Source organism: Actinomadura pelletieri DSM 43383, from assembly GCF_003634705.1.
GTDB lineage: Bacteria > Actinomycetota > Actinomycetes > Streptosporangiales > Streptosporangiaceae > Spirillospora > Spirillospora pelletieri.
Window position 1 is genome coordinate 356747 of record NZ_RBWU01000007.1, and the last position, 16226, is coordinate 372972.

The following is a 16226-nucleotide window of genomic DNA, read 5'->3' on the forward strand; positions in this document are numbered from 1 at the left end:
TCAGGGGCTACGGCCCTGGCCCCGCACAGGCCGTCTCGGATCCCCTCCGCGTGCACCCGTCGCGGAGGGGATCCGTGCTGTTCGGCGGGTGTGTCGGTGGGCGGGGACACAATGCCGGTGTGAGGATCGCGGTGGCCGCCGGGGCGCGAGGTGGTGGAACGCTGCGCGTTCTCGGCGAGGACGGCGCGCCCGCCGGGCCCGTCCAGGCCGTCCCCGACCTGGTCGCCGCGATCGCGGAGCGGGAACGCGCCGACGCGCCACGGTGGGTCTGGCCGGCCACGGCGCGCCTCTACCCCCGGCTGCTGCGCGCCGGGGTGCGGGTGGGGCGCTGCCATGACCTGGAACTGGTCGAGAGTCTCCTGCTCGGGCACGCGGGACGGTACGGGGAACCGCGCTCCGTCCGGGCGGCGTGGGCACGGCTCCGCGGCGAACCGGTGCCGCCCGACCGGCCGCCGCACCACCCGGAACCGGCGCAGCCCGCGCTGTTCGACGACGACCGCGACCACGACGCCGGCGACGACATCGAGCAGGTCGTCGCCGTCCACGCCGAGCAGCGGCGCGCCATCGCGGCGCTGGACGGTTTCGCGCTGCTCGCCGCGGCGGAGTCGGCGGGCTCCCTGGTGGCGGCCGAGATGAGCCACGACGGGCTGCCCTGGTCGGCGGCCGAGCACGACGCGCTGCTCACCGAACTGCTCGGGCCGCGCCCCACCGGCGGCCTGCGTCCCCGCAAACTGCAAGGGCTCGCCGACCGCATCAGCGCGGCGTTCGGCGCCGGCAGGCACGTCAACCCCGACTCGCCGGCGCAGATCCTCAAGGCGTTCGCGTCGGCGGGGCTGCCGGTCGCTTCCACCCGCGCGCACGTCCTCAAGCGGATCGACCATCCGGCCGTGCCGCTGCTCCTGGAGTACAAGGAGCTGTCGCGCCTGCACACCGCGCACGGCTGGACGTGGCTGGACACCTGGGTGAGCGGAGGACGGTTCCGACCCGAGTACGTGGTCGGCGGCGTCGTGTCCGGGCGGTGGGCGACGAGCGGCGGCGGCGCGCTCCAGATCCCGCGCGTCCTGCGGAGGGCCGTCGTCGCGGACCCGGGCTGGTCGCTGGTCGTCGCCGACGCCGCCCAGCTCGAACCGCGTGTCCTCGCCGCGCTGGCCGGCGACCGGGCGTTCACCCGCGCGGCGGCGCACGGCGACCTCTACGCCGCGCTCTCCGACGCCTTCCCCGAAGGGGGACGCGGGGAACTGAGCGCGCGGGACAAGGCGAAGCTCGCGCTGCTGTCCGCGATGTACGGCGGCGGGACGGGCGAGGCGGTGCAGTTGCTCGCCGTGCTCAAGAACCGGTTCCCCGACGCGTTCGAGTACGTGGAGGCCGCGGCGAGGGCCGGGGAGCGCGGCCGGCTCGTCCGTTCCCGGCTCGGCCGCACCTGCCCGCCGCCGTCCGCCGGTTGGCGCGAGCTGACCGCGGCGGGCGACGACGACACTTCCGCGACGGGCGCGGCGGCGCAGGCGCTGCGCGGCCGGGGCCGGTTCACCCGCAACTTCGTCGTCCAGGCCACCGCCGCCGACTGGGCGCTCGCGCTCCTCGCCTCACTCCGCCGCCGCCTCACCGCACTCGGCGACCCCCCGTCCTCCAGCCCCCGCCCACCACCATCCAACGGACGAGCTGCGCTCGACCCCCCGTCCTCCAGCCCCCACCCACCACCATTCAACGGACGAGCTCCGCTCGACGCCCCCGCCTCCACGCCCCCGTCCGCCAGCCCTAACGCCACACCAAGCGATCGGCGAGCTGCGCTCGCCGGCCCCCGTTTGGTGTTCTTTCAGCACGACGAGGTCATCGTCCATACGCCGACGGAGCTGGCGGCGGACGTCGTCGCGGCCGTGCACGCGTCGGCGGACGAGGCGCGGCGGCTGCTGTTCGGCGACACCCCCGTCGTGTTCCCCATGGAGATCGCGGTCGTGGACCGCTACTCCGACGCCAAGTGAGCCGCCGGACGCGCCCCTCCGACTCAGGACGCGGAGCGCCGGACGGTCAACAGCAGCCCCACGAGGGCGGCGCCGACGGTGGTGATCGTGGCGAACAGGTAGACGGCGCCGTAGTCGTCATGGACCGCCCCCGCGGGCAGCAGCGCGGCGAGGACGGCGATGCCGAGCGCGCCGCCGAGCTGCCGCGCGGTCGTGTTGAGACCGGTGGCCCCGGCGAACTGGAGCGGGTTCACCGCGAGCGCGGCGGCGGACGCGGTACCGGTGGCGAGCATTCCCATGCCCGTCCCGACCAACAGGCCGACCGGCAGCCAGAAGGTGACGAAGTGCGGGTCGGCCGGCAACGCCGCCACCGCCCAGAGCCCGCTCCCGGCCATGAGCAGCGCGCCGCCGACGACGGCGGGACGGACGCCGATCCGCCCGGTGAGCCGGCCCATGACGATCGCCGCGCCGGTGGCGGTCAACGCGCCGGGCGTCGAGGCGAAGCCCGCCTTCAGGATCGAGTAGTCCCATTCGCTCGTGAGGTAGAGCACGCCGACCAGCAGCCAGGTGTACAGGGCCGTCCCGTAGAGGAACGAGGCGGCGTTGGCCAGGGCGAACTGGCGGTTGCGCCACAGCGAGATCTCCAGCGCGGGCACCGGATGCCGCGCCGACCGCCACAGCGCCAGCGCGACCAGGGCGGCGCCGCCGGTTAGCAGGGCGAGGATGCGGGCGTCCGTCCAGGACCAGTCCCGGGTCTGGGGGACGCCGAGCGCGACCGCGCCGACACCGCCGCCGAGCAGCACCGTCCCGACCAGGTCGGGGAGCCGTCCCGCGCCGCGGTCGGAGCGGGGCAGGCGCACTCCGAAGAACACCAGCGCCAGGCCGACGGGCACGTTGATGACGAACAGGGAACGCCAGCCGAACTGGTCGACCAGCACGCCGCCGAGGCTGGGGCCGAGCGCGGCGGCGAACGCGCCGGTGGCGCTCCACAGCCCGATCGCGCCCGCCCGCCGCTCGGCGGGCATGTCCCGCAGCAGCAGCGCCAGCGACGCGGGGATCATCGCGGCGGCCGCCGCGCCCTGGGCGGCGCGGGTCGCCAGCAGGACCGGCACGTTCGGCGCGAGCGCGCACGCCAGCGACGCCAGCGTGAACAGCCCGACGCCCCACAGGTACAGGGTCCGCCGCCCGATCAGGTCGGCGAGCCGCCCGGCGGGGGCGAGCAGCGCCGCGAACAGCACGGCGTACAGGGTGATGACCCAGGTCAGCCCGGACAGTGAGGACCCGGGGAAGTCGGCGTGCAGGTCGGGGACGGCGAGGTTGGCGACGGTGGCGTCGAGCATGGCGAGGAACGCCGCCCCGGCGGCCAGCCAGGGCACGTCCCGCCGGGCGCGGGGCGCCTCGGGCGGCCCGGCGGTGGTCTCGGCGGTGGTCTCGGCGGTCATGAACTGCCCTCCAGAAAAATGAACGAACGGTCGTACACTCTTCTGGGAGATCGTCATACCGTCAAGGGGGGTGTGCATTGACTTCGCACGAACGGTCGTGCAGATTTACCGGCGTGAGCACCGACGGACGGCTCCTCAAGGGGGAGCGGACACGCGCCGCCATCCTGGCCCGCGCCGCCGACATCGCCTCGACGGAGGGCTTGGAGGGCCTGTCGATCGGCCGGCTCGCCACCGAGCTGCGGATCAGCAAGAGCGGGGTGTTCACGCACTTCGGTTCCAAGGAGGAACTTCAGCTCGCGACCGTCCAGAAGGCCGTCGAGACGGTCCGCGAACACGTGGTCCAGCCCGCGCTCGACACTCCCGCGGGCCTGCGCCGTGTTCGCGCGCTCCTGGACGCGTGGCGGCGCTACCAGTGCGAACCCGTCTTCCCCGGTGGATGCTTCTTCGACTCCACGATGGCCGAGTTCGACGCCAGGCCCGGCCGCGTCCGCGACGCCATCGCGGCGTCACAACGCGACTGGCGCGGCTTCCTCGAACGCTGCGTCGCCGAGGCCCGTGACCTCGGCGAGATCGATCCGGCCACGGACGTCGTCCAGCTCGCCTTCGAGGTGGACGCCCTGTTCCGCGCCGGATCGACCTACGCCCTGCTGCACGACGACCCGTCCCTCCACGACCGCGCCGCCCATGCCGTCGACACCCGCCTCGCGGCGGTCACGACCTGAACTCAGCGCACGGAGACCGAGTAGGACGGGCGGGAGTTGAGCGACTCGACGTCCGAGAAGGACGTCTGCCGGTACGCGCTCGTGATCGTCGACAGCTCGTCGGGGGTGAGCACGTCCTCGATCGCGGTGAAACCGTCCGGGGCGCGCTCGCTCACCGTGTGCAGGATCCGGTCGGCGGGCATGTCACGGCAGGCCAGCACGATGGCGTTGACCTTCTCGCGCCGTTCCCGCTCGTAGCCGAGCAACCCCTCGGCCGGATCGGCGGCGCGCGCCAGCTCGTGCGCGAGGACGCGCGCGTCCAGGACGGCCTGGGAACCGCCGTTGGAGCCGATCGGATACATCGGGTGGGCGGCGTCGCCGAGCAGCGTCACCCGGCCCGACGTCCAGCGGTCGAGCGGGTCGCGGTCGACCATCGGATACTCCAGGATCTCCGCCGACCCCGCCAGCATCGCGGGGACGTTCAACCAGTCGAACGTCCAGTCCGCGAAGTGGGGGAGGACGTCCTCCAGGCGGCCCGTGCGGTTCCAGTTCGGGGTGGTGTCCAGCCGGTCGTCGGCCAGCTTGACCTCCGCCACCCAGTTCAGCAGCGCCCGCCCCTGCCGCTCGGCCCGCCTGGAGATCGGGTAGACCACGAGCTTGGCCGCGGCGTTGCTGCCCGCGACGGCGAGCGTCCGGCCGGTCAGGAACGGGACGCCCTCGGTCACGCCCCGCCACATCCGGATGCCGTTCCACAGCGGCGCGGGCTCGCCCGGGTGCAACCGCGCGCGGACGGCCGAATGCAGCCCGTCCGCTCCGACCAGCACATCGGCGGTGACCGTCTCAGTGGTGCCGGACGCGCGGTCGAGCAGCCGCACCCGCACGCGCGTCCCGTCCTGCTCGAAGCCCTCGAACACGGTGCCGGTGCGGACGGCGTTCTCGCCGAGCCGCGCGCGGACGGCGTCGAGCAGCGTCACCTGCAACTCGCCCCGGTGGATCGAGTACTGCGGCCAGTTGTAGCCGAGCGCGCGCCCCCGCGGCTCGCCCCAGATCCGGCCGCCGTGCCGGTCGAAATGCACCATCTCCCCGGTCGCGACGCCGAGTTCGGCCAGCTCGTCCCCGAGCCCGAGTTCGGTCAGCTCCCGGACGGCGTGCGGCAGCAGGTTGATGCCGAGTCCGAGCGGCCGAAGCCGGACGGCCGCGTCGACGACGAGGGCCCGGATACCGGCCTGGTGCAGGCTCAGCGCGGTGGTGAGGCCTCCGATCCCGGCCCCCACGATGACGACGAACATGACCCCCCTTGGTTCATTTCTCCCCGTTGGCGTCCGAACCGGTGTCCGGTCCGGCGTTCGTGGGTGCCGCCCCCGGCACCTTGGCCCCGCCCCGGACGAGTCGCCCCACCTCGGCCCGGAGCCGGACGAACTCCGGAAGTCCCCGCGTCTCGATCTGGTCGCGGGCCGGGGGCAGGTCGACGGGCAGGTCGGCGTGCACACGGGCGGGTGAGCGGTTCAGGACGACCACCCGGTCGCCCACGTAGACGCTCTCGTCGATGTCATGGGTGACCAGCAGGATCGTCATCTTCTGCCGCCGGTGCACCTCCAGGACGAGGTCCTCCAGATCCTCGCGGGTCTGGGCGTCCACGGAGCCGAACGGCTCGTCCATCAGCATCAGCGACGGGCCGTAGGCCAGCGCCCGCGCGATCGAGACGCGTTGCTGCATGCCCCCGGACAGCTGCCACGGGTACTTGCGGCCCGCGTCCGGGAGGCCCACCGACTCCAGGGCCTCCTGCGCCGCCGCGCGCCGCTCCTGCCGGGACTTCCCGCGTCTGCGCAGCGGCAGCGCCACGTTGTCGCGGACGGTCAGCCAGGGGAACAGCGACCGGCTGTAGTCCTGGAAGACGACCGCCAGGTCGTCCGGCACGCCGTCGATGGGCGCGCCGTCCAGCGTGAGCGTCCCGCCGGTCGGCCGGATCAGCCCGGCGATGCAGCGCAGCAGCGTGGACTTGCCGCAGCCGGACGGCCCGACGACGCTGACCAGCTGCCCGTCCGGAACGGTGAGGTCGAGGCCTTCGAGGACCCCGTGGTCGTCGGCGTAGGAGTGGGTGAGCCCGCTGATCTTGAGCATTCCCGCCGCCTTCTCTCCGCTGAGTAGTACGGACCTGAGACGCCGAACGCTACCGTGATCACCCGCATTGTCCGAAACCCTCTTCGTCGGGGCGTTCGTCATGGCGCAAGCCTCTGCGAGCCCGTGTGCCAGGCCAGCAGCCGCCGCTCCAGCAGCACGAAGACGGCGTTGAACAGGCAGCCGAGGACGCCGAGCATGACGATGCCGGCCCACATCCGGGGCAGTTCGAACGTGCGCTGCGCGCCGATCAGCTCCGAGCCGATGCCCGCGGTGCCGCCCACCAGCTCGGACACGACCATCAGGATCAGCGCGAACGACAGCGCCACCCGCAGCCCCGCGAAGATCTTCGGCGCCGCCGCCGGAAGGACGATCGTCACGAGCCCGCGGAACCGTCCGATGCCGAACACGCGGGCGGTGTCCAGTTGCAGGGGCGGGACGGTGCGGACCCCCTCACAGGTGTTGAGCAGCACGGGCCACATCACACCCGACGCGATCGTGACGACCTGCATGGTCGCGCCCAGCCGGAACACCGCGACGAAGAACGGCACCAGCGTCACCGGCGGCACGGCGCGCAGGAACTCCAGCACCGGATTCAGCAGGGCGTACAGGATCCGCGACCGTCCGATCGCCGCTCCCGTCACGATGCCGGCGGCGCTCGCGGCGGCCCAACCGACGAACAGGTGGGCCAGGCTCGTGGAGAAGTCGTCCACCGCGTTGTCCGAGAGGAACAGCCGGGACGCCGGCCCGGAGAACCACAGCTCGTGCAGCGAGCCGACGATCGTGCTCGGCGGGGGGAAGTAGGTCTCCCGCACCGCGCGGGTGACGACCTCCCACACCGCGACGGCGACGGCGACCAGCCACACGCGTTCGCCGATTCCGCGCGGTGACCAGCGGGACCTTCCGCGCACCCGTCGAGTCATGCGATGCCCTCCACCCGGGCGGTGTGCCACCGGAACGCGACGCGTTCCAGCCCGCGCAGGGCGCCGTTGACCGCCAGTCCGAGGACTCCGGCCCAGACGGCCCCGGCGAGCAGCAGGTCGTTCCGGCCGCCCCCGGCCTGGGTGGAGGCGAGGTAGATGCCCACGCCGTCGACCCCGCCGGCCAGCAGCTCGGTACTGATCCCGACGATGAGGGCGACGGACGCGGCGATCCGGACGCCCGTCGCGACGAACGGCGCGGCGCTCGGCAGCGACACCCGCCACAGCACCGACACCGGCCCGAACCCGAAGGCGCGCAGGCTGTCCCTGGCGACGGGGTCGACGTCGCGCAACGCGTACAGGGTGTTGATCAGGATCGGCCACAGACACGCGTAGAAGATCAGGGACATCTTCATGCGGGTGGGGTCGCCGAACAGGATGATGGCGAGCGGGATCAGCGCGACCGAGGGAACGGGCCGGAGCAGCTCGACCAGCGCGCGGGCGGCGGTGCCGAGGAACGGCACCGAGCCGAGCAGCACCCCCAGCGGGACCGCGACCAGCACCGCGAGCGCGAGCCCGCCGGCCCATGCCGTGAGCGTGGCGCCGACGTCGACGAGGAACTCCCCGTCGACGGCCAGCCGACCGGCCTCCGCCAGCACCGTCGACGCCGGGGGCAGGGCGGTCTCGTCGACGAGGCCGCCGCGGCTCACGACCTCTGCGAGGACGACCGCTCCGGCGACCCCGACGACGCCGAGGACGACGCGGCGCGGACTCATGGGGACGCGGGCGCGACGACGTACCGCTTGGCGTCGATGTGCTCGTCCACGTAGCCGAACCGTTGCATCAGGTCCGCCACGCGCTGGATCCGGTTCGCGTCCAGCGTGGTCGGAAAGGTGCCGATGACCATGGTGGCGGCGACCGCGGCGTCGATGCCCTTCGTGTAGGCGGGCAGGGTCCGCTCGACGACCGCGCGGTCGGCGGCCATGGCCTGCGCCTTGGCGATCGCGCGCTGGAAGGCGGCGACCGTCCGCGGGTTCTTCGCGGTGAACCTCTCGGTGGCGGCGAAGTGCGCGATCGGGAAGTCGGCGGTGGGGCCGCCGGTCAGGTCGGCGACGACCCGGGCTCCCGACGACCGCGCCATCCGGGTGCCGAACGGCTCGATCGCGACGACGGCGTCGACGCTCCTGGACGTCAACGCCTGCTCCATCGCGGGCGGGGCCACCTCGACGAAGTTCTCGTCCTCGTCGAACTCGACGCCCTGGGCCCGGCCGGCGGCACGGGCGAGCAGCGTCGCGATGTTCCCCTTGGTGTTGGTGGCGATCTTCTTGCCGGTCAGGTCCTTGATCGTCCGGTAGGGGGAGTCGGCGCGGACCATGAGGGTGAGGCTCCTGGGCGCGGCGTTGTAGCCCTCGGCGACGATTCTCGGCCTGAATCCGGGGTCCTTGCTCGCCGCGAGGAACGTCGAGACGTAGTTGCTCCAACTGAAGTCCAGTTGACCGCTCTTGAGCAGCGGGATTCCGGCGGCGCCGCCCTGGATGGTGCGCGTCCGCACGGTCAGCCCCTCGGCCTTGAAAAGGCCTTTGCCGAGGGCGAGCTGGACGGAGACGGCGTCGACGATGGTCATCGTGCCAACGGTGATCTCGGACTTCTCCAGGCCGTTGCCCGACGTGTCCTCCGAGTCGCCGCAGGCGGCCGCCGTGAGGGCGACCGACACGGCGACGGCGATCGCGGCGGTCACGGCCGAGCGGCGGCGGATCGCGGTCATGAAAGGTCCTCCAGCCGGTCGGAAAAGCCGGTCGGGAACCAATTCTCAGCAGCCGCCGATGATCGTGCAATGGAAGTTTGTCAGGGGTCGGACGCGCCCTTTGTGTGCACTTGTCAAAAGGTGGAAGGTCGGACCCGTCATGCCGTCCCGCGGGCCCGGCGATGCCGGCCGAGGACCCGGCCCTCGACCGCGAGAAGGATCGTGTTGAACAGGTAGCCGAGCACGCCGAGCAGAACGATCACCGCCCAGATCGTGAGCAGGTCCGACTGGCTCTGCGCGTTCGTCAGCTGGAACCCGACCCCGTCGTAGGTGCCGGGTAGCAGCTCGGAGAACACCATCAGGATGAGCGACAGCGACAGCGCCAGCCGCAGCCCCGCGAAGATCTTCGGCAGCGCGGACGGGATGATCAGGAACCGGATCCGCTGGACCGCCGAGAGCCGGAACACGTCCGCGGTGTCCTGCTTGACGGTGTCCACGGCGCGCGCCCCGTCCGCGGTGTTGAGCAGGATGGGCCAGACGGCGCCGAAGACGATCGACGCGACCTGCATCTGCGTGCCGAGGTCGAACAGCACGATGAAGACCGGCACCATCGTGGGCGGCGGGATCACCCGCGCGAACTGCAGGACCGGCTCCAGGTAGGCCAGGGCGCGCTCGGAGCGGCCGAGCGCGATGCCGAGGACGACGCCCACCACGATCGACAGCAGCAGCCCGAGGGCCATCCGGGTCAGGCTCGGCGCGATGGACTCGCCCACGTCGTCGTTGAGGAACAGCCGGCTCGCCGGGCCGGTGAACCACAGCTCCCGCATCCGCGCCGCGACGTCCGACGGCGGCGGGAAGAACGGGCTCTCGGCGGCGCGCGTGGCCGCCTCCCAGCCCGCCACCAGCACCGCGAGCGGCAGCCAGCGGTGCAGGAGCCCGCCGACCAGCCGTCCCGCCAGGCCGCCGGTCCGCGCGGTGAGGGCGCCCGGCGCCGGTGTCCGCGTCACGACGCACCGCTCCCTTGGGCCCGGTGCCACCGGAACACGCGGTTCTCCGTCTGCACCAGGACGGTGTCGATGACGAGCCCGATGCAGCCGGCCCACACGGTGCCGGCGAGGACGTCGCGGGTCCCGTCGGGCACGTTGCCGGCCTGGGCGATGAACATGCCGAGACCGTCGCCGAAACCGGACAGGATCTCGGTCCCGACGGCCAGGATGAGGGCGATCGACGCGGCCAGCCGCACGCCCGTCGCGATGAAGGGCGCGGCGCTCGGCAACGAGACCCTGAGCAGGACCTGGAGACGGCCGAAACCGAACGTCCGGAGCGTCTCCTTGGCGGTGGGGTCGACGTCCTGGAGCCCGTACATCGTGTTGAACAGGATGGGCCACGTGGCGGCGTAGGCGACGAGCGGCACCTCCATGTTGAGCCCGGAGCCGAGCAGCAGCCCGGCCAGCGGGATCAACGCCACCGAGGGGATCGGCCGCAGGAACTCCACGATGGCGCGGACCGCGGTGTTCACCGCCGGGACGCTGCCGAGCACCAGCCCGAGCGGAACCGCGATCGCCACCGCGACGGCGAGGCCGAGCGCCCAGGCGGTGAGGGTGACGCGCACGTTGAACAGGAAGTCGGGGTCGCCGAGGAGCTCCACGGCGCGCGCGGTGACGCTGGACGCGGGCGGCAGGTACGACCGGTCCACGATCCCCGCCCTGCCGAGGATCTCGCTCGCCAGGAACAGGACGGCCACCCCGACGGCCCCCCGCGCCCACTTTCCGGGGCGGGACAGGCCGCGGGACGGCGTCGTCGCGTCGGGCATGACCGGCGGGTGCGCGCCGTCAGCTGGTCGTCGGGCGGAACAGGATCGCGCCCAACGCGGGCTTCTTCGTCAGCAGCCTGGACTCCATCATGAGGTCCACGAGGCGCTGGATGCGGTTGGTGACCAGGGAGCTGGGGTAGCCCGGCAGCGTGATGACCGAGGCGACCTTCGTGTCGATCCTGGTGTAGGTGGGCAGGACGCTCTCCACCCGCGTGCGGTCGGTGGTGGCGATCTTCTGGGCGGCGAAGATGGCCCGCTGGAAAGCCGCGGCGGTCTTCGGGTTCTTCTTCGTGAAGTCCTGCGTGCCGACGTAACCGGCGATCGGCAGGTCCGTCACCGGCTCGGCGCCGCCGTCGACGACCACCCGGGCCCCGAGCTTCTTCTCGACGTCGGAGGTGAAGGGCTCGACGAGGTGGACGGCGTCGACGTCGCCCTTCTCCAGCGCCGCCGCCATCTGGGGGAAGGGCACCTGGACGTAGTCGACCCTGGAGGCGTTGACGTTGTTGGCCGTCAGGATCGAGTTGAGCGTCAGCGACTGGACGTTGTTGAGGATGTTGACCGCGACCCGCTTGCCCTCAAGATCCTTCGGGGTCCTGATACGGGCCTTGGGCATGACGAGCACGTCCATCATGTGCGAGGTCAGCGACGCGCCCTCGGCCAGGATGCTGAGCTTGAGGGTCCCCTTGTCGTTGGCCTGCAGGAACGACACGTAGTTGGCGCCGGCGATCACGTCGATCTCGCCCTTGATGAGCGCGGGGATCGCCTGCGTGCTCTGCTGGACGGGCTTGATCTGGACCTTCAGCCCCTCGGCCTCGAAGAGCTTCTCCCGCTGCGCGATGTACACGGCCACATTGTCGGCCAGCGGCAGCGCCGCCACCGTGACGGTGGTCTTCTCCAGCCCCTTGCCGCCCGAGGAGGAGTCTCCGGAGCCTCCGCAGCCGGCCGCTGCCACGACGAGGGCGAGAGCGCTGACGAGCGCTGAGAGACGTCGGGATTGCCGCATGGGCTCTCCTTAACTCACGGGGGGACGTTCGATTTCGCGGGGCTTGCGGTCAGGGCGAGCGCGCCGAGGGGAACGACTGTAGTCACCCCGACCCGGTCATGGAGATCTCGGGTGTCCAGAGAGTAGCCGAACCGGCGACTTGAGTTGTTTGGCTCCGAATTGTGTGACGGTCTTGTGTCCTAGAGTGGGGCGGCGCGTGGATCGTCCGGCGCCCTGCGACGGGCAATGGACGTCCATTTCCGCGAGCGCGCCGTCGTGTTCGCGGGCGCGGTGACCGTCCATCGTCGAACCAATGCGGAGAGTGATCGATCGTGTCCTGCGGAGACGGCCGAGAATCCGCTGGTCGGCGATCGGTTGGCGAGGGTCGCGAGGCGAGCGGCGTTCGATTACCGTGCGCATCTCTTCGGTTGCCGAGGGTGTGTGTACGGTGAGTGACCCTCCGTGCTCGATAAAACGGACATATAGGCACGAAATCGCGATCATGGCGTTGTGTCATATCGACTGGCCTATGGTCCTTTGCGGCCTATCCGTGGATGTGCTGCAATGTCGTGCGCCTAGGGTGGAGGTTATGTCGCTTTTAGCCCTTTGTGCCGATGAGGTCACGGAGAGTGCGACATCGTGTGGAGAGGGTGTTAACGGCGGATGCAACCTAGCGACGAAGGTCGCGACCGGCCTCGACCCGGGAACGTCGAGGTGCAGTCGGACCGCTCGAGACGATCGGGCAGCAGACTGAGCCTGCGGAACTGGCGCGTGCCGCAGCGGCTCATCGTCCTGATCCTGGTTCCGACCGTCGCCGCCGTCGTGCTCGCCGGGGTGCGCATCACCAACTCCGCGGACGAGGCGGAGACGTACGGCCGTGTGGAGCGCATGGCCGAGTTCGGCGCGGCCATCACGCAGTTCGTCACGGAGTTCACCTCCGAGCGCGACCTGGCCGTCGAGTACAGCGCGGCGGGACGCGCCGAGACGCTGCTGCCGGGCGTGCAGGCCTCGCAGTTCAGCACGGACGCCCAGATCCAGCCCGTGCGGCAGGCCGCGTCCGTCATCGACTCGTCCTACGGCTCCGAGGCCGTCCGCGGCGCCCGCACGGTCATGAACCGGCTGGACGCCGTCGAGTCCCTGCGGACCCTCGTCATGCGCACCAGGGTGCCGCCCTTCACCCTGCTGCAGAAGTACACCCAGACCATCGAGGAACTGATCTCCGTTCTCGGCAGCATCTCCTCGAACGTGGTCGACAACCGACTGGCCCAGGCGAGCCGGGCGCTCGGCGCGCTCACCCGCGCCAAGGAGGCCGTCTCCCGCGAGCGCGCGCTTCTGCTGCTCGGCGCGCGGCAGCGGCTGCTGGCGCCCGACGAGATCGGCGCCCTCACCGCCGCCCGCGCCCGGGAGGACAGTGAGATCGCGACCTTCCGCGCCTCGGTGACCCTGGAGCAGGCGCAGGTGTTCGAGGACACCGTGGTCGGCGGCCGGGTCGACGAGGCCCGGATGATGCGGCAACGGGTGGTCTCGGCGGTCGCCGCGACCGGTGGGAGGCTTCCCCTCAACCTCGTCGGCGACGGACCCGCCGGGGGCATCAAGGAAGCCATGTCCGACATGATCAACAAGATGCGCCTGACGGAGCTGGACCTGACGCAGGACATCCTGGACGTGGCCGCGGAGCGGCGGGGCGACGCCCGCAACGCGACGATCGTCGACTCGATCATCGTCGCGGTCCTGCTGGCCCTCGTCCTGCTGATCACGATCGTGATGGCCCGGTCCCTGGTGCGGCCGCTGCGCCGCCTGCAGTCCGGCGCGCTCGACGTGGCCAGCACCCGACTGCCCGGCCTGGTCGACCGGCTCCGGGACCCGGAGGCCGCGGCCGGCGGTATCGAGGTCGAGCCGATCGACGTCGACTCCACCGACGAGATCGGCCAGGTCGCCCGGGCCTTCGACGAGGTCCACCGGGAGGCGGTCCGACTGGCCGCCGACGAAGCGGTCCTGCGCGGCAACATCAACGCGATGTTCGTCAACCTCTCCCGCCGCAGCCAGTCCCTGATCGAACGGCAGCTGCGCCTGATCGAGACCCTGGAGCAGAGCGAGCGGGACGAGGAGCAGCTCGGCAACCTGTTCCGGCTCGACCACCTCGCCACCCGCATGCGCCGCAACTGTGAGAACCTCCTGGTCCTCGGCGGCCAGGAGCAGGTGCGGCGGTGGAACCGGGCCGTCCCGCTGATCGACGTCATCCGCGCCTCGCTGTCGGAGGTCGAGCAGTACGAGCGCGTCGCGCTGCGGGTGCAGGGCGACATGACGGTCGCCGGGCCCGTCGTCAACGACCTCGTCCACCTGCTGGCCGAGCTGGTGGAGAACGCCACCGTGTTCTCCTCCGAGCACACCAAGGTGACCGTGTCGGGGCAGATGCTGAGCGGTGGCGGCGCCATGCTGCAGATCACCGACAACGGCGTCGGGATGTCGACCGAGGACCTGGAGCAGGCCAACTGGCGGCTCGCGAACCCGCCCGTCATCGACTTCTCCGCCGCCCGCCGCATGGGCCTGTTCGTGGTCGGCCGCCTCGCCGTCCGGCACGGCATCCGCGTCGAGCTGCGGGCCGCGCAGGGCGGCGGGCTCACCGCGTTCGTGGTGCTGCCCGACGCGGTGATCACCCCCGGCGCGTCCACCGGGATCGGCAGCCGCGGTCTCGGTTCGCGCGAGGCCGACGCCGAGCTCGCCGCGCTCGCCGCCACGCCCGAGCCGCCCGCCATCGGCACGGGCGGCGGGTACCGGCCGGACGGACAGGGACCGGCCCAGCTGCCCGCCGGGCCGCCGATGTCCGGAGGCAGCGGCGCCCACCCCATGGTCGGCGGCAGCGGCGCGCACCCCATGGTCGGCGGCACCGGGCCGCTGCGTCCCGCCCGCGGCACGACCGGCCCCCAGCACGCCATGAACGAGACCGGACCGGTGCCCGCCGTCGGCGGAACCGGCCCCCACACCACGTCCCCCGCCGGCTCGCAGCCCCCCTTCACCCCCGGTGAGCAGGGGCCGGCCATCCCCACCAACGGCGTCCCCGCCAACGGCGACGAGGAGCCGCCGCCGCGCAGGCCGGGCGAACTGCCCGTCCGCCGGCCCGGCGCGATGCTGCCGCGGCGCCCGACCGACGACGGCCCGAACGGCCTGTTCCAGCCGCGCAACGAGCGGCCACAGCAGGACACGGGCAACGGCGCCCGCCGTCCGGGCGGGCACCGGCAGACGGATCCGCGGTCCGTCGTCCCGGAGGCGCAGCCGATGCTGCCCGAACCGGGGCCGTCCCGGCAGATTCCGTGGGGAACCGGACCGCTGGAGCAGGTCGCCGGGGACTTCGGCGGCGAATCCGACCGGACGTCGTCCGACCCGTACGGCGACGGCTCCTCCGAGGTCAGGTGGACGGAGCCCGCGGTACGGGAACCGCAGGCCCCGACCCCGTCCAGCTTCCATCCGCCGGAGGACGCCGTGCCCGAGCCGGTCGGCCACGAGCCGCCCGCACAGTCACCGCCACAGCCCCCGCCCGAGCCGAAGACGCCGCCGCGGCTCCCCGAGCGCTCGCCGATCTTCGACGCGATGCAGTCGGAGTGGTTCCAGCGCAGGTCCGACGCCGCCGCGGGCGAGGATCCCGTCCGGGGCTGGGAGTCCCCGGCGGACGCCGGCTTCCGCGCCGCCGAGGCCGTCCGCGAGCCGGTCACGGCCACCCGCACCAACGTCGGGCTGCCCAAGCGGGTGCCCGGCAAGAACCGGGTGCCGGGCGCGGTGGGCCGTGGCACGGCCTCCGCCGGCAACGACCGGACGCCCGCCGCTCCGGCGCAGGGCGAGGCGACCGGGCGCGGTCCCGCCGCGACCGGCCGCGGTCCCGCGGCCGCGGCGCCGCAGGCATTGCCGGGAGCCCCCGCCGAGGGGCAGGCTGTGCAGGGCCGGCAGGAGCAGGGACACGGCCAGGTGGCCGACGTCGTACGCAACCGCTTCGCGAGTCTTCAACGCGGCGTCCATCGGGGACGCCACGAGATTCGCGGCGAAGGCACGTCAGGTGAAGCGTCGTCGGACGACGACGGCGAGACAGGAGGCACCCGGTGAGCGGGCAGGATCTCAACTGGTTGGTGACGAACTTCGCGGACCGAGTCGCGAAGGTCGCGCACGCCGTCGTGGTCTCCTCGGACGGTCTGCCGATGGCGTACTCGGCGGGGTTCCCGCCCGAGCGCGCGGACCAGCTGTCGGCGATCGCCTCCGGGCTGATGAGCCTGACCCAGGGGGCGGCGAAGATCTTCGACGCCGGGGGCGTCAACCAGACGGTCGTCGAGATGGACCGCGGACTGTTGTTCGTCATGTCCATCACCAACGGGTCGGTGTTCGCGGTCCTCGCCGCGCCCGACTGCGATCTCGGTCTAGTCGCGTACGAGATGACGCTGCTGGTGGAGCGCGTAGGCCGGGTGCTGACGCCCGCGCTGCGCGGCCAGGAACAGCAGCCGCCGTACTCCGGGCCTCCCGTGACCGAGATGGGCGCCGGGCCCGCCCGCTTTTGATCGTGAC

The 16226-nt window shown here is 72.3% G+C and carries 13 protein-coding genes; 4 read left to right on the forward strand and 9 right to left on the reverse strand.

Annotated features, from left to right (window positions below; all coding sequences use genetic code 11):
- The first annotated feature begins 119 nt into the window (after positions 1-119).
- Complete coding sequence (locus BZB76_RS29860; protein WP_170180813.1) at positions 120-1979, forward strand: bifunctional 3'-5' exonuclease/DNA polymerase; 1860 nt, start codon at positions 120-122, stop codon at positions 1977-1979.
- Between the two features lie 23 nt (positions 1980-2002).
- Here the strand turns inward: BZB76_RS29860 and BZB76_RS29865 are convergent, their stop codons facing one another.
- Positions 2003-3400 carry an MFS transporter gene (locus tag BZB76_RS29865; protein ID WP_170180814.1) on the reverse strand — a complete coding sequence of 466 codons (1398 nt, stop codon included), beginning with the start codon at positions 3398-3400 and terminating at the stop codon, positions 2003-2005.
- Positions 3401-3513: 113 nt separating this feature from the next.
- On the opposite strand from BZB76_RS29865, the gene BZB76_RS29870 reads away from it, so the two are divergent.
- A complete protein-coding gene (locus BZB76_RS29870; RefSeq protein ID WP_121437762.1) occupies positions 3514-4122 on the forward strand; it encodes a TetR/AcrR family transcriptional regulator in 609 nt (202 codons plus the stop codon).
- 2 nt (positions 4123-4124) lie between these two features.
- Here the strand turns inward: BZB76_RS29870 and BZB76_RS29875 are convergent, their stop codons facing one another.
- The 8 genes from BZB76_RS29875 to BZB76_RS29910 all read right to left on the reverse strand — a co-directional run bounded on the left by BZB76_RS29875 (position 4125) and on the right by BZB76_RS29910 (position 11699).
- Positions 4125-5390, reverse strand: a complete 1266-nt coding sequence (locus tag BZB76_RS29875; RefSeq protein ID WP_121437763.1) for a flavin-dependent oxidoreductase — start codon at positions 5388-5390, stop codon at positions 4125-4127.
- Positions 5391-5403: 13 nt separating this feature from the next.
- The gene (locus BZB76_RS29880; protein WP_121437764.1) at positions 5404-6222 is read right to left on the reverse strand and encodes an ABC transporter ATP-binding protein; all 819 of its coding nucleotides are present in this window, start codon (positions 6220-6222) and stop codon (positions 5404-5406) included.
- Positions 6223-6320: 98 nt separating this feature from the next.
- Complete coding sequence (locus tag BZB76_RS29885) at positions 6321-7142, reverse strand: ABC transporter permease (protein WP_121437765.1); 822 nt, start codon at positions 7140-7142, stop codon at positions 6321-6323.
- Positions 7139-7915 (reverse strand): ABC transporter permease, encoded by a 777-nt coding sequence (locus BZB76_RS29890; protein ID WP_121437766.1) that lies wholly within the window; start codon positions 7913-7915, stop codon positions 7139-7141. The genes BZB76_RS29885 and BZB76_RS29890 overlap by 4 nt, the downstream gene beginning before the upstream one ends.
- Complete coding sequence (locus BZB76_RS29895) at positions 7912-8904, reverse strand: ABC transporter substrate-binding protein (RefSeq protein ID WP_121437767.1); 993 nt, start codon at positions 8902-8904, stop codon at positions 7912-7914. The genes BZB76_RS29890 and BZB76_RS29895 overlap by 4 nt, the downstream gene beginning before the upstream one ends.
- Positions 8905-9041: 137 nt before the next feature.
- Complete coding sequence (locus tag BZB76_RS29900; protein ID WP_211343251.1) at positions 9042-9890, reverse strand: ABC transporter permease; 849 nt, start codon at positions 9888-9890, stop codon at positions 9042-9044.
- Positions 9887-10696: an ABC transporter permease gene (locus tag BZB76_RS29905; RefSeq protein WP_121437768.1), complete on the reverse strand. Its 810-nt coding sequence runs from the start codon at positions 10694-10696 to the stop codon at positions 9887-9889. Before BZB76_RS29905 ends, BZB76_RS29900 begins: the two co-directional genes overlap by 4 nt.
- A gap of 19 nt (positions 10697-10715) precedes the next feature.
- Positions 10716-11699, reverse strand: a complete 984-nt coding sequence (locus BZB76_RS29910) for an ABC transporter substrate-binding protein (RefSeq protein ID WP_121437769.1) — start codon at positions 11697-11699, stop codon at positions 10716-10718.
- Positions 11700-12449: 750 nt separating this feature from the next.
- Between BZB76_RS29910 and BZB76_RS29915 the strand changes: the two genes are divergently transcribed.
- Together BZB76_RS29915 and BZB76_RS29920 are read left to right on the forward strand one after the other, a co-directional pair.
- Positions 12450-15773: a sensor histidine kinase gene (locus BZB76_RS29915; RefSeq protein ID WP_170180815.1), complete on the forward strand. Its 3324-nt coding sequence runs from the start codon at positions 12450-12452 to the stop codon at positions 15771-15773.
- Positions 15770-16219, forward strand: coding sequence for a roadblock/LC7 domain-containing protein (locus BZB76_RS29920; RefSeq protein WP_121437771.1), 450 nt, complete (start codon positions 15770-15772; stop codon positions 16217-16219). Before BZB76_RS29915 ends, BZB76_RS29920 begins: the two co-directional genes overlap by 4 nt.
- Positions 16220-16226: the final 7 nt, after the last annotated feature.